Annotated in this window: 23 protein-coding genes; 10 read left to right on the top strand and 13 right to left on the bottom strand. The window is 68.7% G+C overall.

Annotated features, from left to right (window positions below; genetic code table 11):
* Positions 1 to 32: 32 nt before the first annotated feature.
* Genes ilvC through ABZV40_RS42270 form a run of 3 tightly spaced genes read right to left on the bottom strand, consistent with a single transcriptional unit; the run spans position 33 to position 3406 of the window.
* Positions 33 to 1046 carry a ketol-acid reductoisomerase gene (gene ilvC / locus ABZV40_RS42280; protein WP_355455197.1) on the bottom strand — a complete coding sequence of 338 codons (1014 nt, stop codon included), beginning with the start codon at positions 1044 to 1046 and terminating at the stop codon, positions 33 to 35.
* 21 nt (positions 1047 to 1067) lie between these two features.
* Positions 1068 to 1574: an acetolactate synthase small subunit gene (gene ilvN, locus ABZV40_RS42275; protein WP_030467896.1), complete on the bottom strand. Its 507-nt coding sequence runs from the start codon at positions 1572 to 1574 to the stop codon at positions 1068 to 1070.
* Positions 1574 to 3406, bottom strand: a complete 1833-nt coding sequence (locus ABZV40_RS42270) for an acetolactate synthase large subunit (RefSeq protein ID WP_355455196.1) — start codon at positions 3404 to 3406, stop codon at positions 1574 to 1576. The genes ilvN and ABZV40_RS42270 overlap by 1 nt, the downstream gene beginning before the upstream one ends.
* Positions 3407 to 3639: 233 nt before the next feature.
* On the opposite strand from ABZV40_RS42270, the gene ABZV40_RS42265 reads away from it, so the two are divergent.
* The 3 genes from ABZV40_RS42265 to ilvD all read left to right on the top strand — a co-directional run bounded on the left by ABZV40_RS42265 (position 3640) and on the right by ilvD (position 6379).
* Positions 3640 to 4035: a PH domain-containing protein gene (locus ABZV40_RS42265; protein WP_355455194.1), complete on the top strand. Its 396-nt coding sequence runs from the start codon at positions 3640 to 3642 to the stop codon at positions 4033 to 4035.
* Positions 4032 to 4457 (top strand): vitamin K epoxide reductase family protein, encoded by a 426-nt coding sequence (locus ABZV40_RS42260; RefSeq protein ID WP_355455192.1) that lies wholly within the window; start codon positions 4032 to 4034, stop codon positions 4455 to 4457. Before ABZV40_RS42265 ends, ABZV40_RS42260 begins: the two co-directional genes overlap by 4 nt.
* Before the next feature lie 77 nt (positions 4458 to 4534).
* Positions 4535 to 6379 carry a dihydroxy-acid dehydratase gene (gene ilvD / locus ABZV40_RS42255; protein ID WP_355455190.1) on the top strand — a complete coding sequence of 615 codons (1845 nt, stop codon included), beginning with the start codon at positions 4535 to 4537 and terminating at the stop codon, positions 6377 to 6379.
* A gap of 170 nt (positions 6380 to 6549) precedes the next feature.
* Here ilvD and ABZV40_RS42250 read toward each other — a convergent pair whose 3' ends face one another.
* Both ABZV40_RS42250 and ABZV40_RS42245 read right to left on the bottom strand, forming a co-directional pair.
* A complete protein-coding gene (locus ABZV40_RS42250) occupies positions 6550 to 7278 on the bottom strand; it encodes a DoxX family protein (RefSeq protein WP_355455188.1) in 729 nt (242 codons plus the stop codon).
* Between the two features lie 69 nt (positions 7279 to 7347).
* Positions 7348 to 8262, bottom strand: a complete 915-nt coding sequence (locus tag ABZV40_RS42245; RefSeq protein ID WP_355455186.1) for a 2-hydroxyacid dehydrogenase — start codon at positions 8260 to 8262, stop codon at positions 7348 to 7350.
* Positions 8263 to 8281: 19 nt separating this feature from the next.
* Between ABZV40_RS42245 and ABZV40_RS42240 the strand changes: the two genes are divergently transcribed.
* Positions 8282 to 9193: an alpha/beta hydrolase gene (locus ABZV40_RS42240; protein ID WP_355455184.1), complete on the top strand. Its 912-nt coding sequence runs from the start codon at positions 8282 to 8284 to the stop codon at positions 9191 to 9193.
* 10 nt (positions 9194 to 9203) lie between these two features.
* Positions 9204 to 10364 (top strand): PQQ-dependent sugar dehydrogenase, encoded by a 1161-nt coding sequence (locus tag ABZV40_RS42235; RefSeq protein WP_355455182.1) that lies wholly within the window; start codon positions 9204 to 9206, stop codon positions 10362 to 10364.
* 3 nt (positions 10365 to 10367) lie between these two features.
* Here the strand turns inward: ABZV40_RS42235 and ABZV40_RS42230 are convergent, their stop codons facing one another.
* On the bottom strand, positions 10368 to 11315 hold the full coding sequence (locus ABZV40_RS42230) for a LysR family transcriptional regulator (RefSeq protein WP_355455180.1): 948 nt from the start codon (positions 11313 to 11315) through the stop codon (positions 10368 to 10370).
* Between the two features lie 146 nt (positions 11316 to 11461).
* Between ABZV40_RS42230 and ABZV40_RS42225 the strand changes: the two genes are divergently transcribed.
* Genes ABZV40_RS42225 through ABZV40_RS42215 form a run of 3 tightly spaced genes read left to right on the top strand, consistent with a single transcriptional unit; the run spans position 11462 to position 12703 of the window.
* Positions 11462 to 12031: a hypothetical protein gene (locus ABZV40_RS42225; RefSeq protein ID WP_355455178.1), complete on the top strand. Its 570-nt coding sequence runs from the start codon at positions 11462 to 11464 to the stop codon at positions 12029 to 12031.
* Positions 11979 to 12347 (top strand): SgcJ/EcaC family oxidoreductase, encoded by a 369-nt coding sequence (locus ABZV40_RS42220; RefSeq protein ID WP_355455176.1) that lies wholly within the window; start codon positions 11979 to 11981, stop codon positions 12345 to 12347. Before ABZV40_RS42225 ends, ABZV40_RS42220 begins: the two co-directional genes overlap by 53 nt.
* A complete protein-coding gene (locus tag ABZV40_RS42215) occupies positions 12344 to 12703 on the top strand; it encodes a VOC family protein (RefSeq protein WP_355455174.1) in 360 nt (119 codons plus the stop codon). Before ABZV40_RS42220 ends, ABZV40_RS42215 begins: the two co-directional genes overlap by 4 nt.
* Positions 12704 to 12769: 66 nt before the next feature.
* Here ABZV40_RS42215 and ABZV40_RS42210 read toward each other — a convergent pair whose 3' ends face one another.
* Together ABZV40_RS42210 and ABZV40_RS42205 are read right to left on the bottom strand one after the other, a co-directional pair.
* Positions 12770 to 15253, bottom strand: coding sequence for a M14 family zinc carboxypeptidase (locus ABZV40_RS42210; protein ID WP_355455172.1), 2484 nt, complete (start codon positions 15251 to 15253; stop codon positions 12770 to 12772).
* Positions 15254 to 15461: 208 nt separating this feature from the next.
* Positions 15462 to 17720, bottom strand: a complete 2259-nt coding sequence (locus tag ABZV40_RS42205) for a CHAT domain-containing protein (protein WP_355455170.1) — start codon at positions 17718 to 17720, stop codon at positions 15462 to 15464.
* A gap of 6 nt (positions 17721 to 17726) precedes the next feature.
* Between ABZV40_RS42205 and ABZV40_RS42200 the strand changes: the two genes are divergently transcribed.
* Complete coding sequence (locus tag ABZV40_RS42200) at positions 17727 to 18122, top strand: hypothetical protein (RefSeq protein WP_355455168.1); 396 nt, start codon at positions 17727 to 17729, stop codon at positions 18120 to 18122.
* Here the strand turns inward: ABZV40_RS42200 and ABZV40_RS42195 are convergent.
* From ABZV40_RS42195 to gatC, 5 genes are all read right to left on the bottom strand, one after another.
* Positions 18119 to 18373: a hypothetical protein gene (locus ABZV40_RS42195; protein WP_355455166.1), complete on the bottom strand. Its 255-nt coding sequence runs from the start codon at positions 18371 to 18373 to the stop codon at positions 18119 to 18121. The genes ABZV40_RS42200 and ABZV40_RS42195 overlap by 4 nt on opposite strands.
* A 185-nt stretch (positions 18374 to 18558) precedes the next feature.
* The gene (gene gatB, locus ABZV40_RS42190; RefSeq protein WP_355455164.1) at positions 18559 to 20061 is read right to left on the bottom strand and encodes an Asp-tRNA(Asn)/Glu-tRNA(Gln) amidotransferase subunit GatB; all 1503 of its coding nucleotides are present in this window, start codon (positions 20059 to 20061) and stop codon (positions 18559 to 18561) included.
* Positions 20058 to 20255: a hypothetical protein gene (locus ABZV40_RS42185; RefSeq protein ID WP_330769925.1), complete on the bottom strand. Its 198-nt coding sequence runs from the start codon at positions 20253 to 20255 to the stop codon at positions 20058 to 20060. Before ABZV40_RS42185 ends, gatB begins: the two co-directional genes overlap by 4 nt.
* Positions 20252 to 21736 (bottom strand): Asp-tRNA(Asn)/Glu-tRNA(Gln) amidotransferase subunit GatA, encoded by a 1485-nt coding sequence (gatA, locus tag ABZV40_RS42180; protein ID WP_355455161.1) that lies wholly within the window; start codon positions 21734 to 21736, stop codon positions 20252 to 20254. Before gatA ends, ABZV40_RS42185 begins: the two co-directional genes overlap by 4 nt.
* The gene (gatC, locus tag ABZV40_RS42175) at positions 21733 to 22032 is read right to left on the bottom strand and encodes an Asp-tRNA(Asn)/Glu-tRNA(Gln) amidotransferase subunit GatC (protein WP_030467875.1); all 300 of its coding nucleotides are present in this window, start codon (positions 22030 to 22032) and stop codon (positions 21733 to 21735) included. Before gatC ends, gatA begins: the two co-directional genes overlap by 4 nt.
* 218 nt (positions 22033 to 22250) lie before the next feature.
* Between gatC and ABZV40_RS42170 the strand changes: the two genes are divergently transcribed.
* A complete protein-coding gene (locus ABZV40_RS42170) occupies positions 22251 to 22904 on the top strand; it encodes an ACT domain-containing protein (protein WP_355455209.1) in 654 nt (217 codons plus the stop codon).
* Positions 22905 to 23022 lie beyond the last annotated feature (118 nt).

Here is a 23022-nt window from a genome sequence, read left to right as displayed (position 1 = left end):
ACGCTCCACGGGCCTTCCCCATCACGAAGGACTCAGGCGGTCTCGGTGATCGGCCGGTCGACCCACGACATCATGTCGCGGAGCTTCTTGCCGGTCGCCTCGATCGGGTGGTTCTCACCCTCCTGCTGCAGCTTCTTGTAGTTGGCGCGGCCGTTGTCGTCCTCGGCCACCCACTCGTTCGCGAAGGTGCCGTCCTGGATCTCGCCCAGGATCTTCTTCATCTCCTCCTTGACCGACGCGGTGATGACGCGCGGGCCGCGGGTCAGGTCGCCGTACTCCGCGGTGTCGGAGATCGAGTAACGCATGCGGGCGATGCCGCCCTCGTACATGAGGTCGACGATCAGCTTCAGCTCGTGCAGGCACTCGAAGTACGCGACCTCGGGGGCGTAGCCCGCCTCGGTGAGGACCTCGAAGCCAGCCTGGACGAGAGCCGACGCGCCACCGCACAGGACGGCCTGCTCGCCGAAGAGGTCCGTCTCGGTCTCTTCCTTGAACGTCGTCTTGATGACGCCGGCGCGGGTGCCGCCGATGCCCTTGGCGTACGAGAGCGCGAGGGCCTGCGCGTTGCCGGAGGCGTCCTGCTCGACCGCGATGAGCGCGGGCACGCCCTTGCCGTCGACGAACTGGCGGCGGACCAGGTGGCCCGGCCCCTTCGGCGCGACCATGGCGACGTCCACACCGGACGGAGCGGTGATCAGGCCGTAGCGGATGTTGAAGCCGTGGCCGAAGAAGAGCGCGTCGCCCTCCTTCAGGTTCGCCGCGATCTCGTTGGCGTAGATGTGGCGCTGGGCGGTGTCCGGCGCCAGGATCATGATCACGTCGGCCCACGCGGAGACCTCGGCCGGCGTACCGACCTCCAGGCCCTCTTCCTCGGCCTTGGCGCGGGACTTGGAGCCCTCCTGCAGACCGATGCGGACCTCGACGCCCGAGTCGCGCAGGGACAGCGCGTGGGCGTGGCCCTGGCTGCCGTAGCCGATCACGGCCACCTTGCGGCCCTGGATGATGCTCAGGTCGGCATCGTCGTCGTAGAAGATCTCGACGCTCACAGTGTTTCCTTCTCTCTAGTACTAACGAACCGCGGTGGCGGTGATGGAACGAGCGCCACGGCCGATGGCGACCATGCCGGACTGGACGATCTCGCGAAGCCCGTAGGGCTCCAGCATGCGCAACAACGCGTCGAGCTTCTCAGACGTGCCGGTGGCCTCGATTGTGACCGCCTCCGGTGACACGTCGACGACCTTTGCGCGGAAGAGCTGAACAGTTTCCAAAACCTGCGAACGCACCGTCGCGTCGGCGCGAACCTTGATCAACACCAGCTGCCGCTGAACGGAAGCGGTCGGCTCCAGCTCGACGATCTTGATGACGTTGATGAGTTTGTTGAGCTGCTTGGTCACCTGCTCCAGCGGCAGCTCGTCGACCGAGACCACGATGGTCATGCGGGAGATGTCGGGGTACTCGGTGCGGCCGACCGCCAGCGACTCGATGTTGAAGCCGCGGCGGGAGAACAGGCCGGCGACGCGCGCGAGCACACCGGGCTTGTCCTCGACCAAAACGCTCAGCGTGTGCCTGGTCATCACAGATCCTCGTCGAACAGGGGGCGGATGCCGCGAGCGGCCATGATCTCGGAGTTGCCGGTGCCGGCCGCGACCATGGGCCACACCTGCGCGTCCTTGCCGACGACGAAGTCGACCACGACCGGCCGGTCGTTGATCTCCAGCGCCTTCGCGATCACCTCGTCCACCTCCTCGCGCGACTCGGCCCGCAGGCCCGCGCAGCCGAGAGCCTCCGCCAGGAGCTTGAAGTCTGGGATGCGGTGCTTGTGCGTGCCCAGATCCGTGTTGGAGTACCGCTCACCGTAGAAGAGCGTCTGCCACTGGCGGACCATGCCCAGGTTGCCGTTGTTGATGACGGCGATCTTGACGGGCAGGTTCTCGATGGCGCAGGTGGCGAGCTCCTGGTTGGTCATCTGGAAGCAGCCGTCGCCGTCGATGGCCCACACCGTGCGGTCCGGCTCACCGGCCTTGATGCCCATCGCGGCCGGGACCGCGAAGCCCATCGTGCCGAGGCCGCCGGAGTTGATCCACGTGCGCGGGTGCTCGTACTTCACGAACTGCGCGGCCCACATCTGGTGCTGGCCGACGCCCGCCGTGTAGATCGTGTCGGCCGGCGACAGCGCGCCGATCCGCTCGATCACGAACTGCGGCGACAGCGTGCCGTCCTCGGGCCAGTCGTAGCCGAGCGGGAACGTCTCGCGCAACGAGTTCAGCGTGTCCCACCACGGCGTGAGGTCGACCTTCTTGGCCGTCTCGCGCTCGGTGCGGACCGCGTCGATCAGCTCGGTGATGATCTCCTTGCAGTCGCCCACGATCGGGACGTCCGCGCGGCGGTTCTTGGAGATCTCGGCCGGGTCGATGTCGGCGTGGATGATCTGCGCGTCGGGGGCGAACGAGCCGAGCTGGCCGGTGACGCGGTCGTCGAACCGGGCGCCCAGCGCGATCAGCAGGTCCGACTTCTGCATCGCCGCGACGGCCGCGACGGTGCCGTGCATGCCGGGCATGCCGAGGTGCTGCTGGTGCGAGTCGGGGAACGCGCCGCGCGCCATCAGCGTGGTGACGACCGGGATGCCGGTGTCCTCGGCCAGGCGCAGCAGCTCCGCGGACGCGTCCGCCTTGATGACGCCGCCGCCCACGTACAGGACGGGCTTGCGCGCGTTCACGATCAGCTTGGCGGCTTCGCGCACCTGCTTGCCGTGCGGCCGGGTCGTCGGCCGGTAACCGGGCAGGCGCAGGTCGGGCGGCCACGAGAAGCTGGTCTGCTCCTGCAGCACGTCCTTCGGGATGTCGACGAGCACCGGGCCGGGTCGGCCGGTCGCCGCGATGTGGAACGCCTCCGCGATCGCCCTCGGGATCTCCGCCGGGTCGGTCACGAGCATGTTGTGCTTGGTGATCGGCATCGTGATGCCGCAGATGTCCGCCTCCTGGAAGGCGTCCGTGCCGATCAGCGGCCGCGTCTGCTGGCCGGTGATCGCGACGACGGGCACGGAGTCCATGTTCGCGTCCGCGAGCGGCGTGACGAGGTTCGTCGCACCGGGTCCAGAGGTCGCCATGCAGACCCCGACCTTGCCGGTGGCCTGCGCGTATCCGGTCGCCGCGTGTCCTGCGCCCTGCTCGTGGCGGACGAGGATGTGCCGGACCTTCGTGGAGTCCAGCAGCGGGTCGTACGCGGGAAGGATCGTCCCGCCGGGAATGCCGAACACCACTTCACACCCGACCGCCTCGAGCGAGCGGACGAGGGACTGCGCCCCGGTCACTCGGATCGGCGCGCCGGTGGGCGGAGCCGGTTTGGGGCGCGGACCTGGACGTGGCGACGAGGGCTCGGAAGCCTGTCGCGATGGTGCGCTGGTCATTGGTTTGCCTCGTGGGTATCGGGGTCCGGACACGAAAAAACCCTCGACAACCCGGAGAACGGGTCGTGCGAGGGTCGCGCGTCGACGCAGGCTGTTCGGCTCAGGCGTCGACGCGCCTGAGAAGTACGAGAACGAGCGTGCGCTGCATGAGGCGGACGTTATCGCCTCGCGCAAGAGTGCGTCAACTCTGCGAGACGGAATTCCCGGATCGTGGACGTGGAACAATCCTTCGAGTGAACAAGCTGGTCTTTCGCATCCCGGCAACGGCGCTGCTCGCGGCGGGTCTCATCGCCATCTGCGTGACTCCTGTGGCGTGGGCCATTCCCGGTCTGCAGGCGCTGTACGTGCTGCCGCTCGGCTATGCGTGGTGGGTCGTGCGCAACCGCACCACCGTTACCGAGGAGGCGCTCGTCGCTCGGGGGCTGTTCGGCTCGACCACCGTGCGCTGGGACGAGGTGAAGTCCATCCGGCTGGTCCGGAAGGGCTGGCTGAAGGCGGTGAAGACGGACGACACCGAGGTGACGCTGCCCGCGGTGCGGTTCATGCACCTGCCGGCGTTGTCGGCGGTCAGCGGCGGGCGTGTTCCTGACCCGACCGTCACAGAGGCATCCGTAGAGTCGGAGAAGTGATCCAACGAGTTGGACTGCTGAGCCTGCTGCTGTCCGTCGCGGGCCTGCTGACCTCGGCTTATCTGACGTACACGCACTTCAACGCCGGCGCGTGGCTGTGCTCGGCCGACGCCGTCGTCGACTGCGAGACGGTGACCACGAGCGAGCAGTCCGCGTTGTTCGGCATCCCCGTCGCGTTCCTCGGGCTGGCTTTCTTCGCGTTCCTGACCGTGATCTGCCTCCCGTTCGCGTGGCGGATCGACGCGCTGAGGTGGGTGCGGCTGGGGTCGATCGGTATCGGCGTGCTGATGGTCGTCTACCTGATCGCGGCCGAGTTGCTCATCATCGGCAAGATCTGCCTGTGGTGCTCGGTTGTGCACGTCATCACGCTCGCACTGGCCTATCTGCTGGTCTCGGCGAGTCTGCGCACGAGTAGCCTTTGAGGCACCGCTCCCAGACTGGTGGACGCCTCACCCGGCCGTCCCGCGCGCTTTTTTCATGAACTGAATCTGGAGGAGCAGTGCCTCAGCTCCGCTCTCGCACCACCACCCACGGCCGCAACGCAGCCGGAGCGCGCGCCCTCTGGCGCGCGACCGGCATGACCGACGGCGACTTCGGCAAGCCGATCATCGCGATCGCCAACTCCTACACGCAGTTCGTGCCGGGTCACGTGCACCTGCGGGACCTCGGCGACATCGTGGCCGAGGCCGTGCGCGAGGCGGGTGGCGTGCCGCGCGAGTTCCACACCATCGCGGTCGACGACGGCATCGCCATGGGCCACAGCGGCATGCTCTACTCGCTGCCCAGCCGCGAGATCATCGCCGACTCCGTCGAGTACATGGTCAACGCGCACCAGGCCGACGCGATCGTCTGCATCTCGAACTGCGACAAGATCACCCCCGGCATGCTGAACGCGGCGATGCGGCTCAACATCCCCGTCGTGTTCGTGTCCGGCGGCCCGATGGAGGCCGGCAAGGCCGTCGTGGTCGAGGGTGTCGCCGTCGCGCCGACCGACCTCATCACCGCGATCGCCGCCTCGGCCTCGCCCGCCGTGAACGAGGAAGGGCTGTCCGAGGTCGAGCGCTCCGCGTGCCCGACGTGCGGCTCCTGCTCCGGCATGTTCACCGCGAACTCCATGAACTGCCTCACCGAGGCGCTCGGCCTGTCGTTGCCGGGCAACGGCTCGACGCTGGCCACCCACGCCGCGCGCCGCGAGCTGTTCTCCGAGGCCGGCCGCGTGGTCGTGGAGCTGTGCCGCCGCTGGTACGGCGAGGACGACGAGTCGGTGCTGCCGCGCTCGATCGCGAACCGCAAGGCGTTCGAGAACGCGATGGCGCTCGACATGGCCATGGGCGGCTCGACGAACACCGTGCTGCACATCCTCGCCGCCGCGCAGGAGGGCGAGATCGACTTCACGTTGCAGGACATCGACGACCTGTCCCGCCGCGTGCCGTGCCTGTCCAAGGTGTCGCCGAACTCCGACTACCACATGGAGGACGTGCACCGGGCGGGCGGAATCCCCGCGCTGCTGGGCGAACTGGACCGCGCCGGGCTGCTGAACCGCGACGTGCACTCGGTGCACTCGCCGGACCTCGAGTCGTGGCTCGCGAAGTGGGACATCCGCGCTTCGAACCCGTCGCCCGAGGCGCTGGAGCTGTTCCACGCGGCTCCCGGTGGCGTGCGGACCACGCAGGCGTTCTCCACGTCGAACCGGTGGTCCTCTTTGGACACCGACGCGGCGAACGGCTGCATCCGCGACTTCGAGCACGCCTACACCCGTGACGGCGGCCTGGCCGTGCTGCGCGGCAACCTCGCCGAGCGCGGCGCGATCATCAAGGCCGCGGGCATCGACGAGGACCTGTGGCACTTCGAGGGCCCGGCGCGCGTCGTCGAGTCCCAGGAGCAGGCCGTCTCGGTGATCCTCAACAAGGAGATCCAGGCGGGCGAGGTGCTCGTGGTGCGCTACGAGGGCCCGTCCGGCGGCCCCGGCATGCAGGAGATGCTGCACCCCACCGCGTTCCTCAAGGGTTCCGGCCTCGGCAAGAAGTGCGCGCTGATCACCGACGGCCGGTTCTCCGGCGGTTCGTCGGGCCTGTCGATCGGTCACATCTCGCCGGAAGCGGCGGGCGGCGGCACGATCGGCCTCGTCGAGAACGGCGACCGGATCCTCATCGACGTGCACGAGCGGCGCCTCGAACTGCTGGTGGACGAGGAGGTGCTGGCCGAGCGGCGCGCCAAGATGGAGGCGTCGGAACGGCCGTGGCAGCCGGTGGACCGGGTGCGGCCGATCACGGGCGCGCTGCGCGCGTACGCGCGCATGGCGACCGACGCGTCGACCGGCGCGGTGCGCGACCCCAGCCGTTAGGCGTCTACAAGTACCACCAGGTCAACATCAACAGGCTCATAACTACAGCCGACCTGTTCGACACTCACCGAACAGGTCGGCTGTGTTGATCTCGATGAAGGGAACCTTCATCCACCTGGAGTGGACGAAGGTTCCCTTCATCCCAAACTTGCACACCGCGCATGTTTCCGTTACCGGAACACGAAGAACGTCACCGCCGCGGCGCCGCCGCCGAGCAGCAGGGCGATGAACCCGGCCGCCAGCGGGTGGCGGAACCAGCTGCGGTTGTAGTCGAGCGCGGCCCGGCCGGGCCCGGCGAACAGCGCCGCGAACGCCATGCCGGCGAGCGCGAGCTCCAGCTCCACGCCCTTGGGGCCGAAGAAGCCGCCCTTGTACTTCAGCGCGATGACGTTGGCCATCACCGCGAGCAGGCCCGCGGCCGCCAGCGGCGTGAAGAGGCCCAGCACCACCAGGCTGCCGCCGGCGAGCTCGGTGACGCCGGTGACCCAGGCGAGGACGACCGACTCGCGGTAGCCCATCGACTCCAGCGACTTCGCGAAGCCGTCGATGCCGGGGCCGCCGAACAGGCCGAAGACCTTCTGCAGTCCGTGCAGCACGAAGATGCCGCCGAGCACGGCGCGCAGCCCGAGCAGACCGAGGTCGGGACCGGCGGTCCAGCCGAACTTCTTGCGCTCGTCGTCGAACGGGTCGTCGGCGTACTTGTCCACAGTGGACCTGTCCAGCGGCGTGTAGGCCGTCGTGTCGAACGCCTTCGTCGTGGAGTCGTACGGCGAAGCAGCCCCTTCGCCGACTCTGGTCGTGCTGTCGTCGAAGTGGTGCACTCCCCCTCCGCTGCTCGAGTAGAACGAGTCGTCGGAGAAAGCGCTCGAGGTGCTCGAGCCTTTGTCGTGAGTAGCCACGCCCGCACGCTAGGAGACCGGGAAAGCGCGCGCGAGAGCCGAACGGCAGCCCGGTTTCACCCGTACGGCCTAGTAGGCACCTCGCACGAGATTGCGCGGACGCTCCCCTGCGGCATACCTGGCGATCTCGGACGCGACGACGGCGTAGGCGCGATGCGTGTGTCCCGTGCAGGAACCGGCCACGTGCGGGGTCAGCAGCAGGCCCGGTGCGGTCCACAGTGGATGATCGGCAGGCAGCGGTTCGGGATCGGTCACGTCGAGAGCCGCGCGCAGTCGTCCCGAACTCAGCTCCGCGAGCAGTGCCTCGGTGTCGACGACCGGCCCGCGCGCGCCGTTGACCAGGATCGCGTTGTCCTTCATCGCGGCCAGGAACTTGGCGTCGACGAGGTGCCTGGTCTCCTCGGTCATCGGCGTGAAGATCACCACCGCGTCGAACTCCGGCAGCAGCGACGGCAGTTCGTCGACGCCGTGCACACCTTCCCTGGCAGTGCGGCCGACCAGCACGGACGAGGCGTTGAACGGTTCGAGCCTGCGCCGCAACTGCTCGCCGAGGTCGCCGGCGCCGACGATCAGAACCTTCTTGTCCTGCAAGGTGTCCGTCAGGTGGTAGTCCCAGCGGCCTTCGACGCGGGCCCGCTCGAAAACGAGGAACTCTCGGTAAATGGCAAGGAGAGCACCGATCGCCCACTCCGCGGTGCTGCCGCCGTGCGCGCCCCGGCACGTGGAGAGCATCACACCGTCGGGCACCTTGCCGACGAAGTTCTCCGCGCCGGCGCTCAGCAGCTGCACGAGCTTGAGGTTCGGCAGCTGCGCGAACACCTCACGCGGGTCGGTGCCTGCGAGGAACTTGGGGACCAGGACCTCGGCGCCGGACGCCTCGGCGGGTAACGGCTCCCCCGGCACGTAGCGAACCGGCCGGACACCGTCCACCTGAGACAGCGCCTGAACCCCGAAATCATCTGGCACGAGCACGGTGAGCGTCACCAGGTCAAAGTACGACAGAATGACGACCATGCGGGAGCACGACGTCATCTCCTGGGACGGCACGAAGATCCGAACGTGGCAGACGTCGGGCGACGGCCCGCCGGTGCTGCTCTGCCCCGGCGTGGGCTCCGGGCCCGAGTCGTGGCCCTCGCTGGCCGACCGCGGCGGTCTGCTCAGCTGGTACATGCGCGGCACGATGGGTTCCGACCGGCCGGTGGACGAGCGCAACATCTCGTTGGACGACCACGTGTCGGACGCGATCGCCGTGCTCGACGACGCGGGCATCGAACGGTGCGTGGTCATGGGCTGGTCGATGGGCGTCACGATCGCGGCCGAGCTGGCGTTGCGTCATCCAGAACGGGTGGCGGGCCTGCTGCTGGTCGCGGGCGCGCCGGGTGACTCGTTCGACGCGATGCTGCCGCTGATCCCGAGGAACCTGCGCCGGTTCGTCGGGCTGACCGGCACCAAACTGCTGCAGCAGGCCGGTCCGGTGCTGGACAGGGTGCTGCACCGGGTGCCGGTGACGGACGTGACGACGTTCCTGCTGCGGCACAGCGGTGTGATCAAGCCGAGCAGCGACCCGAAAGCCGTGGCGAACGCGGTGAGCCGGTTCCTGCAGCACGACTGGCGCTGGTACTTCACGCTGGCGCTCGCGCTGGGCGAGACGCCGCGCCAGGACCTCGGCCCGATCGTGTGCCCGATCACACTCCTGGCCGGGCGCGACGACCTGCTGGCGACGACGGAGAGCATGACGACGCCCGTCGGCGCGCTGCCCCAGGCGCGGCTGAGGGTGTTGCCGTGCAGCCACTACCTGCCGTTGGAGGCACCTGAGGTCGTGGCGGCGGAGCTGGACCTGTTGCTGGGCCGGGTGCGTTCGGTCGACTTCGCGACTTCCGAGGCGTTCACTTCGGGTTCACGGTCAGCCACCTAGCCTGGGAGTCGTGGTTCGTTCCGTCGCGTTGTTGGCCGCCGCCTGCCTGCTGGCAGGGGGCTGTGCGAGCTTTCCTGACGAGCCGGCGCCGACGAGCTGGAGCGCGCAACCACAGCTGACCCCGCAGGCCGGGCCGAAACCGGAGCTGCCGGGCGAGTTCCGGCCGTCGCCCGGTGAGCAGGGGCACGGGCAGACGCCGCAGAGCGTGCCGCCACCGCAGGGCTGCAAGGACTTCAACCCCGCGGTGATCGCCACGTGCCTGAACACCGTCACCGGTGTCGCGCCGATCGGCGGGGACTCGCAGGGCGGAGTCGCCGCCTACGCCACCGAGCGCGGCGGGCGCCTGGTCAAGGCCAGCAAGGACGTCGACCCGGTCGTGATCGCGCAGATCGACGTGGACACCTCCTCCGACGGCGGCCTGACCGGGCTCGCGCTGTCGGCCACGTTCGCCGAGGACCAGCTCGCGTACGTCTACGTGACGACCGCGACGGACAACCGGGTGCTGCGGATCGCGCCGGGTGACACGCCGAAACCGATCCTCACCGGCATCCCCAAGGGCCCGTCGGGCAACCGCGGGGTGCTGGCGAGCGACCGCAAGGGCGCGATCCTCGTCGCGACCGGTGACGCGGGCAACCCGGCGCTCGCCGCCGACCCGAACTCGCTCGCGGGCAAGGTGCTGCGCATCGACGGGTCCGGCCAGCCGGCCAAGGGCAACCCGACGGCCGGCAGCGCGGTCGTCATGTCCGGGCTGCGGCAGCCCGGCGGCCTCTGCGTGTCGGCCGACGCGCAGAAGATCTGGGTCACCGACTGGTCCGCGGCCTACGACGCCGTCTACCGCGTCACGCCCGGCAAGGTCGGTGACGCGGCGTGGACCTGGCCGGACCGGCCGGGAGTGATGGGCTGTGCCTCGCTGTCCGACCTGCTGTGGGTGACGACCACGAAGACGCCCGGCCTGCAGAACCTGCCGATGAACGCCGCCGGTTCCTTCACCGGCAAGCCGACCGTGACGCTGGACGACGCGAGCGGCTACGGCCGGATCGGCCCGATGGAGCAGATCAACGACTCCGCCGCCCTCGTCGGCACGGTCAACAAGGCCGGTGGCCAGCCCGTGTCGTCGGACGACCGGGTCGCGATCGTCGTGCGCACGGGTCACGACGCCGGCAAGGACTGAGCTCTAAGAAGACAGGGCGAACGCTTCGCCGCCGTTGCGCCACCAACGCGCGTAGACCTCGCTCTCCTCGACCAGCTTCCGGTAGCCGACGGCGACCTGCGCGCACAGGTCGTCCACCTCGCGTGCGACCGGTGCGTCGAGGCGCCACGCCAGCACGACCTCGCGGACCAGCGGGTTGCCGGCGACCGGCAGGCGCGCGACACCGGGCGGGGTGCCGCCGACCGGGTAGAGCGGGCACACCGCGCCGGACTCCCTGATCAACGTCAGCGCGACGTGCGCCTCGCCGCTGAAGTGCGCGATCCGCTGCTCGAACCCGGCGGCCGCGCACTCGCGAGCGAAGTGGGCGTTCATGCCGCTGTCGTCCGGCTCGGGCATCACCCACTTGTCGTCGGCGAGCGCGGCGAGCGGCACCTCGGTCCCGTCCGCGTACGGGTGGTGCTCGGGCACACCGACGAACAGCGGTTCGCGGGTGAGCAGGCGATGTCCCGCGTTCGGCGGCAGCGTCAGTGCGGTACCGGGAAATCGACGCATCACCGCCAGGTCGATTTCACCCGTTGTGAGCAACGCGGTGAGCGTCCCGGTCTCCTTGACGGTGCGACTGGTGACGGCGTCTTTCAACGCGCTCGCGAGTAGTCCGAAGTGATAGGCGGGGATTCCGGCGAGCCTGGTAGGGCCGCCGGAACTGTGCGCGTTACGGCGCGTTACGCGTTCCAGAGTTTGCAGCTGCGCGATCATCGACCGCGCTTCCCGCACGAAATCCTGACCGGTCGGCGTGAGTCGCACGCCGTCGGCCGTGCGCAGGAACAGCACACCTCCCAGATGGTCCTCGATGCGTTTGAGCTGCGTCGTCACCGCGGGCTGGGTGAGATGCAGGCGGGCGGCCGCCTTGCGCAGGCTGCCGCAGTCGGCGATCGCCACGACCAGTTCGAGATGCCGCACCTCCAGACGCATGCGACCGATGTTATCGCTCAATGTAATAGGGACAACACCCTCCGGAATCTCGCGCGAGACTTGGTCGTATCGATACGTTCGCCGACGTGATGGAATTGGCCGAGCGCCCGACGCGCACCGATGCGGTGCTGTTTTCGGATCGCGCCGTGAAAACGTTTCTGGAGGCCGCGTCCGCCGAATACCCGTTCATCACCGAGCATGACCCGAGACCGTGTTTCGCCGTGCTGCTCGGGCTGACCTCCGGCTCGGAGGCGGTCGTTCAGGACGTGGCGTTCGGTCGCAACGCCCGGCTGACCGACCCGTCCGCGCGCGAGGAGTTCGCGTCCACGATCGTGCCGCGGTTCGGCACGGCGTACGAGAACCCGGTGCGGGCGTGGTGGCTCGACCCCGCCGACCTGCTCACGATCACGCGCACGGCCGACGCGGCCGGTCTCGACGTCCTCGGTTCGATCCACCTGCACCCGGACTGGCACCGGCTCGGACCTGAGAGTGAACGCGACCGGCCGTTGAGCGACAGCCCGACGCCGATGGACGAGCACATGTTCCGCAACAGCGGATGGCCCGTGAACGTCGTCTGTTACCTCGAACGCCGCCATGGCGGCCTCTACTACTCGCTCGCCGCGTGGGACGCCGAGTGCCTGCGCCTGCCTTTGAGGACTTCACATGACCGAGCAGATCTACTCGCTGTGGCAACGCATGGAGCAAGGCTGGGCTGACGGCGACGGTGACGCGTTCGCTTCGGTCTTCGCCGCGGACGTCGACTTCGTGACCGTGCGCGGTGAGGAGCTGTTCGGCCGGCGGGCCGTCGCTCTCGGGCACGGGCAGCTCTTCGCCGGGCCGTACCGCGACACCAAGCTGACCACCGAGATCAGCCTGATCAGGCCGCTGTCCGACGACATCTCGGTGGTGCACGTGACGTCGTCCATCACCCCGGCTGGCATCACCACACACGCGCAGGCCGTCGTCGTCCGACGTGCTGACGGGTGGGAGATCGCCGCGTTCCACAACATGATCCCGAAGGGAAAGCCATGAGCAGGCCCCGGTTGCGGCACATCGCGTTCGTCGTCCAGGACCCGAAGAAGCTGGCGGACTTCTACACCTCGCGGTTCGGGATGGAGCTGTTCCACACCGATCCCGACGGCAGCCACTTCGTCACCGACGGGTACGTCAACCTGGCCCTGATCCAGCAGCGCCTCGACGGTGACGTCCCCACCGGTTTCAACCACTTCGGCTTCCACGTCGACTCGGTCGAGCCCTACCTCGACTCCCTCGAACCCCGCCCCGCTCCACGCGGCGGCGACCGCCCCTTCGCCGAGTACCGCGCCATCGACCCCGAGGGCAACTGGTTCGACCTCTCAGCCCACGGCTACCTCCCACCCGGCGTCTGATCTGAGTGCACGCGGGGACGCCGCGTGCTCCAGGAGCGAACGAAAGCTCCCCGCGTGCACTTCGGACTAGCGGGTGGCGGTCCAGTAGATGGCGCGGGCCACCTGGGCGTAGAGGCCTTTCGGGTGGTTGCGGAACATCGGTTCGGTGCCGAAGAGGACCACGCGAGCACCGGTGGTGGAGGTGCCGGAGACCACCGCTGCTCGGCCTGCCGCGTCGGCCTGGCCGCCGGTGCCGTTGTCGCGCGGACGCCAGTGGCCCGCGGCGATCACCGTGGTGCCGTAGCGCTGGTCGACGTTGACGCCGGGACCGAGGTTCGTGAACCACTGCGGCGCGTAGACGAACGAGTGCGGCAGCGCGCCGGTGCCGACCGGGCCGGTGCCGTTGACGACGTTCACCACGCCGTTGGCGTCCTCCCAGCCCGCGACCGGGGTGGCCTGCAGCAGCTGGGCGTCGACGTTGAACCTGCCGCCCGTCGCGCCGCGGGTGATCACGCCGCCGCGCTTGAGGAACTCGTCGAGCGCGGCCTTCGCCGTGGGGTTGAGCTGCAGGTAGTCCAGCCCGGACGACACGAGCAGCACGTCGATCCGCGACCAGTCGAAGCCCGCGTTGAGCACGGCCGTGGAGATCGTGCGGACGTCGAAACCGGACTCCCGCAGCACCTGCAGCTCGTCCGGGCCGACGGCGGCCGCGACCGTCTTGCGCTGCAACGCCGTCCCGCCCGGCTTGGCGGTGGTGAACCGCACGCCGTACCGGTCGGCGACTTCCTGCGCGGCGAGCCGCTCGGCTGCCGGGACCACGATCGTGCCGTCGTCCTGGCGGCGCAACGCCAGGCCGCGGCCGAGCAGGTCGTTGACGGCCAGAGCGTCCTTCTCGTCGTTCAACGTCAGCGCGAGGTCGGCGCCGGGAACGGCGTCGACGTTGCCGGTCGGGGCTGCCGCGACGACGTCACGGCCGGTGAACTGGAACGGGCCGTCCTTGTAGATGTCGACCGACGCACCCCAGAGCAGGCGGTGGCTCCAGCCGGAGATGTCGTACATCACCGGCACCTTGGCGCTGATGTCGCTGCCCTGCTCCAGCATCACGTTCGCGAGCGCGCGCTTCGGCTGGTGCATGTCGACCACGTACGAGCCGGCGGGATAGCGCTTACCGCCCAGCGTGAACGGCCTTTCCGCGCGCTTGACCCGCACGTCGTGGGCCACCAGGTGGTCGACGAGCCGGGCCGTGGCGGCCGCCGAGCGGTCGTCGGTGAGCACGTACGCGCGCGGGAACTCCGTGCGGTAGCGGTCTTCCGGTCCGAAGCCGGGCACGAACCCGTCCGGGATCTCGCGCTGCGGCTCGCCCGCCTTGCCTCGGCGGAACATCTCGGTCTGGTTGGAGATCAGCTCGCCGCGGTGGTCGTCCACGTAGCCGATCGTGGTCTTGATGGTGGACTCGACGACGTCGGTGTTGATCTTCGCCCGGCGCTGCAGCTCCGTGACCGGCAACGTGTCGTAGGCCTGCCGGTTGACCTGCTGCGGGATCTCGATCGTGTACGAGATGGCGCCGTGGTACATCGAGTACTGCGCGGTGTAGATCGGCGCCCAGCCGTCCCACACGCCGGGCGCGTAGTCGCGGAACGGGATCTCCGGGTGCGCGGTCTCCGGGTAGCCGAGGCCCTGCACACCCTTCTCCATCGCGAGACCGTTGGCGTAGCCGTGCTTGATGTACAGGTCGAAGTCGTAGTTCTGGCCGTGCGGCGGAGTGGTCGGCTCGATGAGCGTGTTCTCCGAGTAGCCGTGCTCGTCCAGCATCATCAACGGCTGGGTGTGCTCGACGATCTCGCGCATCACCCGGTTCTCCGGCTGCGAGCTCGTGACGAAGTCGCGGTTGAGGTCGAAGCCCGCGTTGTTGGTGCGCGTGCCGGCGACCCGGCCGTCCGGGTTCGCCGTGACGTTGAAGTAGATCCTGCTGCGCCGCAACAGGGTCTGCGTGTCCTGGTCGTTCGACGTGGCGAGGTGCTCGATGACGCGCAGCGCGCCGTCGGTGCCCTCCCACTCGTCGCCGTGGATGTTGTTGTTGATCCAGATCGGCGCCTTGTAGAGGCCTGCCGGAACCTTGTGCCCCTCCTCGATGCCCGCCCGGAACCGTTCCTGCAGACGGGTCTGCGCCGGGCTCTCCGGCGCCGTCAGCGTGACCAGGTACAGGTCGCGGCCGAGCCCGGACTGGCCGACGACCTCGACCGAGACCCTGTCGCTCTTCTGCTGCAACGCGTTCAGCTGCGGCGCGAGCGAGTGGTACGGCGCCAGGTTCAGCTTGATGGTCTTGTCGGCCGGATTCTCGGGATATGTACGCAGCTTTGTCTTACGTGGATAGCCCTGGTAGCGGTCGGCCCGGTTCTCCCCCTGGGCCTGCACCGCCTGGGCCGAGATGGTGTCCAGGGCCGCGATTTCGTTGCGTTCAGGCCCGTTTCCGGGTTCTCGGTCCGAGTTCGACGGTTGTGCCGTGCCACTGACGGGCGCCGCCACCGCCGCGGTGACCGCCAGGAGAACAGCGAGCAGAGTTCTGCGCATGCGATCGTTTCTCGCACAACGGCCCGCGTATCGACTAGAGCCGATAGGCGGGCCGTTGTTTCCCCTCGGTCAAGACCTGAACCACGAGAGTGGCACAGACCGACGCAGTTGAACGAGAAAAGTTCACCAACCAGGACCGTTGGCAGACCAGAAGTCACCACTGACCAGCGCGTTCATTTCGTTGAACACCAACAACCACTCGAACGGCCTAGCCCGACCCCAGGCACAGGAACGGCCTGCGGAACGGATCCTTCGCCATCGCCTCCGCCAGCGCCACGGCCGGCGCCGCCCCCGCCACGAGCGCCCGGTGGTAGTCCGCCATCGCTGCCGCGCTGGCCTCGTCACCGACCTTGCTGGCCGCCGCCACGACGGTCCTGGTGCCGCCGGCGAGCATCGCGCCCGCGAAGCCGAGGGCTTCGTCACCAGGCCTGATTCGGTTCAACGCCAGCGAACAGGCGGCCAGCACGACGTGGGCGGGAGGGGTGCGAAGGCGCCCGAGTTCGTGCGCGAACAACGGACCGTCGACGAGTTCGAGCCGGGAGAACAACGCGTTCTCGTTCTCGTGCTCCCCGTGCGCAGCGATGTGCACGAGGTCAGCTCCGTCGAGGTGCGCGAGAACCTCCGCGGCCGTCGCGTCGTCACCGGACAGAACAGTCGCTTTCTCGTGGTGTACCGCGAGCCGGTCGAGCTCGTCGTCCGCGAACTGCAGGCTCGGGCCCCGCACCAGCAACACCCGATCCGTCTTCGGCTTGTCGGGCTGCGCTGCGGCGAGCCACGCCGTGGCGCTGGGCGCCGTGACGACCGGCCGCCCGTGCAGACTCGGGATGACACCCCACGGCACCGCGTACAGCGCACCGGTCGGAACCACGACCAGCTCACGTTCGCCGACGAGCCGGTTCAACGGCTTGATCAGCAACGCGTCCAGCGCGTCCGCCTGCTTGCGTGCCGAGGCCCCGATGACCTGCACCAACGGCTGCGGCAGGTAGTCGGGGGCGAGCGCGTTGAGGTCGAAGTGGAGCTTCTGCGCGCTCTCCAGCGCCTCCTTCGCGGCGCCGAGCCGGACCGTCCGCACCTGGCCGCCCGCGATGACGACGGCGATCATGCCACCGCCGGAGACGACGAAGCTGACCATGGCCCGCTCGCCGAGTTCCGCGATCACCTCGGGGAGGGTCGCCATCGGCCGCGGCTTGCCCCACCGCTGGGCGTGCCATCCGAGCCGGTTGGCCTCGCGTTGTGCCTTCACCAGTTCGTTGCGCAGCTCGGCGGTAGGCCGGCCGTCGAGACCGGCACGCATCAGTTCCCGGCCGAGTCCGCGCACCTCGGCGATGCGCTCGGCCAGCTCCGTGTTCTCGACGTGCTCCAACGGTTCGTAGCGGTAGGCCTGCGCTCGGGTGCGCTCCAGCCACACGAACACCTGGCGCGCGTTGTTGCTCTCCAGCGCCAGACGTATCGCCAGCTCACGCAGCTCCCGACCGTGCACGGCGGTTGCGGACACCAACTCCAGCCCACCCAGCTGGTCGCGCACGAGCCCGAGTTCGTCCAAGCCCTTGCGCGCGTGCAGCAACGCAGTGCGACGGTCGCCCTTGGCCAGAGCGAGTTCTGCCAACACGAGCCGTCGCTGCATGCGGTGGTCCAGTGGAGTGACCGCACGTGGACGTGGCAGTTGCCTCAACAGCTCTTCACCGTGACCGAGTCTGCCTCTGCGAACCTCGAGCCGTACCGCGATCACCTTCGCGAGCCACGCCTCGTCCAGCAGGTGGTTGGCGGCGAGAGCATCGGAGAGCAGCAACGCCTTCTGCACCAACGTGTTCGTAACGCGTTTCGCCTGCAAGGCATGCGCCCAGAGCTCGATCAACGCCGCCATCATCCACCACGTGCTGCCACGCTTCTCCAGCTTGCGCATGGACGCTTTGGCCATCCGGCGGGCGAGGTCGAACTGGTCGTCGAGCAGCGCGGCCGACGCGCGGTACATCTCGACCTCGGCGATGTCCTGCTGAACCTTCTCGCGGCGCAGCACCGGCAAGGCCTCGTCCAGCATCCGGCCGACATCGTCGGACATGCCGACCATCAACATGGCCTCGGCCTGAAGCAGTTGCACCTGCGCGAGCAGCGACGGCTGCTGGGCGGCGCGGAGAAAGCGTTCCGCTTCTTCGTAGCGGTGAAGGGCCTCGACCAGGTCCCCGCTCTGCTTGTAGGTGTTGGCGAGCGCTACGACCGTGTAGGGGTGAAGGTCGTCCAAGCCGTAGTCGTGGCTGAGAACAGCCACCCGTTCCAGGTCGGCGATCGCGGCATCACGCATGCGGATGGCCGCGTTCGAGAAGGCCCTGGCGGTCAGAGACGTCGCGAGCCGTTGCGCCCACTCCTTGTCGATCCGCTCCGGCGACGTTCGCAGCGCGTCTTCGGTGAACCTGATGAAGGGGGTGAACCACTGGACCGCCTGCTCCGGCTGGCCCATGCGCATGATCATGCCGCCATGGCAGTAGTCGGTATTCCCCTTCAGCAACACACGCAACCAGGGATCGTCGAGCAGATCGATCTCGTGACGTGCCCTGTCGAAGAGCTCGACCGCGGCCTCAAGGCCGCTCGTCTCGCCGACACACCGGCCGAGGTTGTACAGGATGCGGGCCCGAAGCTCCGTCCGTTCCGGACTGTCCGGGGCACGGTCAGCATGCACGAGTGCACGCTTCAGAAGGCGGATGGAGGCTGGAAACCGATGCTTCGCCTGCTCCGCCCATCCCTGCTGGTACATCTCGCGCGCTCTGTCCAAGGCACGAGCGGGCATGTGATCATCACACCACAACTCACCCAAATGGCGCTGTCCGCCAACCAGGCACAGACCTGGTCGGCGGACACCGCAGAGGGTGACTAGCTGGCTACTTCTTCCTTCGCCAGGTTGTCCGGGTGGTTCGGGCAGTTCGGGTCGTGCTCGACCGGCCCTTCGGAGACCAGCCGCGGTTCACCCACCAGTGGATGACCGGGAGGCAGCGGGCCGCAGCACTGCGGGGTCAGCGGCGGGTCTTCTTGCGGCGGAGTCTTCGGCTCCTTGTGGTCTCCACCCGTGATCAGGTCCTCGACCTTGTGCAGGATGTCGCCCAGGAAGCCTTCGCGCTGTGAACTCATGAGGTTTCCCCCCTCCTTTGGACTATTTACTTCCCATCCCCCCAGATGGGTGCGTCAGGAAGAGTCGCACACACGGCTACGGGTATACGTCTCATTTAGCTAACAGCCACTCGGTCGGCCTAAGATCACAAAGGGCCACCTGCACAAACAGGTGACCCTTTGTGATTTTTGCTTCGATTGTGTATCTACGAGCAGCGTGCGAGCACGATCTCACGCACGCGGGCCGCGTCGGCCTGGCCCTTCGTGGCCTTCATGACCGCGCCGACGATGGCGCCGGCCGCCTGGACCTTGCCGTCACGGATCTTCTGGGCCACGTCCGGCTGGGCGGCGAGGGCCTCGTCGACGGCCTTCTCCAGGGCCGAGTCGTCCGAGACGACCTTCAGGCCGCGCTTCTCGACGACCTCGTCCGGGGAGCCTTCGCCTTCGAGGACGCCGTTGACGGCCTCGCGGGCGAGCTTGTTGGTCAGCGCGCCCGAGTTCACCAGCTCGATCACCCGCGCCACCTGAGCAGGGGTGATGGCGAGGTCGGTGAGCTCGACGCCCTTCGCGTTCGCCTGCTGGGCCAGGTACGACACCCACCACGAGCGGGCCTCGTCCGGCTTCGCGCCCGCGACGACCGTGGCCTCGATGAGGTCCAGCGCGTTCGCGTTGACCAGGTCGCGCAGCACCTCGTCGGTGAGGTTCCACTCCTTCTGGATGCGCGCGCGGCGCTCCCACGGGAGTTCGGGCAGGGTGCCGCGCAGCTCCTCGACCCACTCGCGCGACGGCGCGATCGGGACCAGGTCCGGCTCGGGGAAGTAGCGGTAGTCCTCCGCCGTCTCCTTCTTGCGGCCGGGCGACGTGGTGCCGGAGGACTCGTCGAAGTGACGGGTCTCCTGGGTCACGGTGCCACCCGACTCCAGCACCGCGGCCTGACGCGTCATCTCGAAGCGGACGGCGCGTTCGACGCTGCGCAGCGAGTTGACGTTCTTGGTCTCGGTGCGGGTGCCCAGCTCGCCGGTCGACTTCGGCGAGAGCGACACGTTCGCGTCACAGCGCAGCGAGCCCTGGTCCATGCGGACGTCGGACACGTCGAGCGCCTTCAGCAGGTCGCGCAACGCCGTGACGTACGCGCGGGCCACCTCGGGGGCGCGACGGCCGGTGCCCGGGATCATCTTCGTGACGATCTCGATCAGCGGCACGCCCGCGCGGTTGTAGTCGAGCAGCGAGTGCTCGGCACCGTGGATGCGGCCGGTGGCGCCACCGACGTGCAGCGACTTGCCGGTGTCCTCCTCCATGTGCGCGCGCTCGATCTCGACGCGGATGACCTCGCCGTCGTCCAGCGTCACGTCGAGCCAGCCGTTGAAGGCGATCGGCTCGTCGTACTGCGACGTCTGGAAGTTCTTCGGCATGTCCGGGTAGAAGTAGTTCTTCCGCGCGAACCGGCACCACTCGGCGATCTCGCAGTTCAGCGCGAGGCCGATGCGGATCGCGGACTCGACGGCCTTGCCGTTCACCACCGGCAGCGAGCCCGGCAGGCCCAGGCACGTCGGGCAGGTGTGCGTGTTCGGCTCGCCGCCGAACTCGTTGGCGCAGCCGCAGAACATCTTCGTGTTGGTGTGCAGCTCGACGTGCACCTCGAGGCCCAGGACGGGGTCGTACTTCTCGATGACCTCGTCGTAGTCCATCAGCTCAACCAGAGAGGTCATGCCAACTCGTCCTTCCGCAGAGCACGAACGGCCAGCGCCGCACCGGTGAGCGCCACCGCGATGCTGGCGATCGCGTTCGCCAGCAGCAGTTTGTCGTTCTTCGCACGGGCGTTCCGGAAGCCGGAGAACGCTCCCACGGCTCCGGCGACAGCGCCCGCGAGGCCGAGGAGGCCCCTTGCCTTCTTGATGTTCACAGCGACGGGCCTCCAAACGCACCACGCGCGGCCTCGTAAGCGGCGGCGACGCGGTACATGCGGTGGTCCTGCAGCGCCGGGGCCATGATCTGCAGACCGACCGGCAGACCGTCCTCATCGGACAGTCCACTGGGGACGCTCATGGCCGGGGTGCCCGCGAGGTTCGCGGGAATGGTGCAGAGGTCCGCCTTGTACATGGCGATCGGGTCGTTCGCGCGCTCACCGATCTTGAACGCCGTGGTCGGCGTGGTCGGCGAGATCAGCACGTCGAAGTTCTCGAACGCCTTCGCGAAGTCCCGCGTGATCAGCGTGCGGACCTTCTGGGCCGAGCCGTAGTACGCGTCGTAGTAGCCGGACGACAGCGCGTACGTGCCGATCATGATGCGGCGCTTGACCTCGGGACCGAAGCCGGCCTCGCGGGTCAGCGACATGACCTCCTCGGTGCTGCGCGTGCCGTCGTCGCCGACGCGCAGGCCGTAGCGCATGGCGTCGAACCGGGCGAGGTTCGACGAGCACTCGCTCGGCGCGATGAGGTAGTAGGCGGGCAGCGCGTAGTCGAAGCTCGGGCACGACACGTCCGCGATCTCCGCGCCGAGCTCCTTGAGCTGCGACACGGCGGCCTGGAAGCTGCGCAGCACACCCGGCTGGTAGCCCTCGCCCTGGAACTGCGTGACGACACCGACGCGCAGGCCGGACAGGTCGCCGTTCAGGCCCTCGCGGGCGGCGGCGACGACCGGCGGCACCGGGGCGTTGATGGACGTCGAGTCCATCTCGTCGTAGCCCGCGATGACCTCGTGCAGCAGCGCGGCGTCGAGCACCGTGCGCGCACACGGACCGGCCTGGTCCAAAGAGCTGGAGAACGCCACGAGGCCGTAGCGGGAAACGCCACCGTAGGTGGGCTTCACGCCGACGGTGCCGGTGACCGCGCCGGGCTGGCGGATCGAGCCACCGGTGTCGGTGCCGATCGCGAGCGGCGCCTGGTAGGCGGCGAGCGCGGCGGACGAGCCACCGCCGGAACCGCCGGGGATGCGCTCCAGGTCCCACGGGTTGTGCGTGGGGCCGTACGCCGAGTTCTCGGTCGACGAACCCATGGCGAACTCGTCCATGTTCGTCTTGCCGAGGATGACGACGCCGGCTTCCTTGAGCTTGCGCGTCACCGTGGCGTCGTAGGGCGGCAGCCAGCCTTCGAGGATCTTGGAGCCGACCGTGGTCGGCACGCCCTCGGTGGTCATGACGTCCTTGAGCGCCAGCGGCACACCGGCGAGCGCTCCGACGGTTTCACCCGCCTTGACGGCCTCGTCGACGCGACGGGCCTGCGCGAGCGCACCCTCGGTGTCGACGTGCAGGAAGGCGTTGACCTTCCCGTCGGTCTCGGCGATGCGGTCGAGGTGGGCCTGCGTGACCTCGACGGACGAGACCTCACCGCTGTGGATCTTCGCGGCGAGCTCGGCCGCGGTGGCGTGGATCAGGTCGTTGGTCATGCTTCCTCACCCAGGATGCGGGGCACGCGGAACCGGCCGTCCTCGGCTTCAGGAGCGCCTGAGAGCGCCTGCTGCTGACCGAGGCTCGGACGGACCACGTCCTCGCGGAAGACGTTGGTCAGCGGAACGGCGTGCGACGTCGGCGGGATGTCGGCCGTGGCGATGTCGCCGACGGACGCCACCGACTGGAGGATCACGTCGAGCTGGCCGGCGAACAAGTCGAGCTCGTCCTCGGTGACGGCCAGCCTGGCGAGCTTCGCCAGGTGCGCGACCTCGTCGCGGGAGATGCTGGGCACTCCTGTCAACCCCCGTAGGGTCGGGATTCGATTCGGGAACCCCGTGAGTCTATGGGCTGGTCAGTGCGGTCCTCGAACCGGTTACTGCCTGACGAATCAACTTAACCGTTCCGCAACGCGGACAGCAGGTCATGCGTTGAGGATGCGTCTGAGAGAATCACCGACCGGCAACGGCGCGAGACGCGGGGTCTCACGCACGAGCTATGGAGGCGTTCACCTTGTCGTTCCTGATCCGGGTCCAGCTCCCGGACCGTCCCGGCACCCTCGGCGCGGTCGCAACGGCTTTGGGCGAGATCGGGGCGGACATACTCAGCGTCGACGTGGTGGAACGCGGTTCCGGCGTCGCCATCGACGACCTCGTGGTGGAGCTCCCCTCCGGCCGGCTGCCGGACACGCTGATCACCGCGGCCGAGTCCGTCGAGGGCGTCGAGGTGGACGCGGTGCGGCCGTACGCGGGCATCCTCGACACCCATCGCGAGCTGGAGCTCGTGGAGGAGATCGCCGAGGAACCGCACAAGGGCCTCGAGGTCTTCACCGAGGGCGTCCCGAAGATCATCCGCGCCGGCTGGGCCGTCGTGGTCGGCCCCGAGGGCACCGGGATCAACCGGCTGACCGCGTCGTCCGCGGCCCCGGAGACCCGGCTGGCCGACGTGCCGTGGTTCCCGCTGGAGCGCGCGACCGTGCTCGACGGCGAGGAGGAGTGGGTGCCGGAGACCTGGCGCGAGCTGGGCACCGAGCTCGCCGCCACGCCGCTGGGCAAGCCGGACCGGGTGCTCGTGGTCGGGCGGCCGGGCGGGCCGATGTTCCGCGCGGCCGAGGTGGCGCGGCTGGCGCACCTGGCCGGCATCGTCGCGGTCGTCCTGCCCGACTGAGCGGCCTACCCGTCTTGGGCCCGTTGTCGATGAAGGGCGCCTTCATCGACCCCAGGTGGATGAAGGGGCCCGTGATCGACCACCGAGGGGGTGAGCGCGGGGGCCGGGGGCTCGGGGT

The sequence above is a fragment of the Lentzea sp. NPDC004782 genome (assembly GCF_040609115.1).
Lineage (GTDB): Bacteria > Actinomycetota > Actinomycetes > Mycobacteriales > Pseudonocardiaceae > Lentzea.
This window is presented reverse-complemented; position numbering and strand designations above follow the sequence as displayed.

What these genes read in the sequence shown, in the direction of transcription:
- ilvN (WP_030467896.1), bottom strand. Translation starts at nt 1,574, where the DNA reads ATGACCAGGCACACGCTGAGCGTTTTGGTCGAGGACAAGCCCGGTGTG.
- ABZV40_RS42270 (WP_355455196.1), bottom strand. Translation starts at nt 3,406, where the DNA reads ATGACCAGCGCACCATCGCGACAGGCTTCCGAGCCCTCGTCGCCACGT.
- ABZV40_RS42240 (WP_355455184.1), top strand. Translation starts at nt 8,282, where the DNA reads ATGACGACCATGCGGGAGCACGACGTCATCTCCTGGGACGGCACGAAG.
- ABZV40_RS42230 (WP_355455180.1), bottom strand. Translation starts at nt 11,315, where the DNA reads ATGCGTCTGGAGGTGCGGCATCTCGAACTGGTCGTGGCGATCGCCGAC.
- ABZV40_RS42220 (WP_355455176.1), top strand. Translation starts at nt 11,979, where the DNA reads ATGACCGAGCAGATCTACTCGCTGTGGCAACGCATGGAGCAAGGCTGG.
- ABZV40_RS42215 (WP_355455174.1), top strand. Translation starts at nt 12,344, where the DNA reads ATGAGCAGGCCCCGGTTGCGGCACATCGCGTTCGTCGTCCAGGACCCG.
- ABZV40_RS42210 (WP_355455172.1), bottom strand. Translation starts at nt 15,253, where the DNA reads ATGCGCAGAACTCTGCTCGCTGTTCTCCTGGCGGTCACCGCGGCGGTG.
- ABZV40_RS42205 (WP_355455170.1), bottom strand. Translation starts at nt 17,720, where the DNA reads ATGATCATGCGCATGGGCCAGCCGGAGCAGGCGGTCCAGTGGTTCACC.
- ABZV40_RS42200 (WP_355455168.1), top strand. Translation starts at nt 17,727, where the DNA reads ATGGCAGTAGTCGGTATTCCCCTTCAGCAACACACGCAACCAGGGATC.
- ABZV40_RS42195 (WP_355455166.1), bottom strand. Translation starts at nt 18,373, where the DNA reads ATGAGTTCACAGCGCGAAGGCTTCCTGGGCGACATCCTGCACAAGGTC.
- gatB (WP_355455164.1), bottom strand. Translation starts at nt 20,061, where the DNA reads ATGACCTCTCTGGTTGAGCTGATGGACTACGACGAGGTCATCGAGAAG.
- gatA (WP_355455161.1), bottom strand. Translation starts at nt 21,736, where the DNA reads ATGACCAACGACCTGATCCACGCCACCGCGGCCGAGCTCGCCGCGAAG.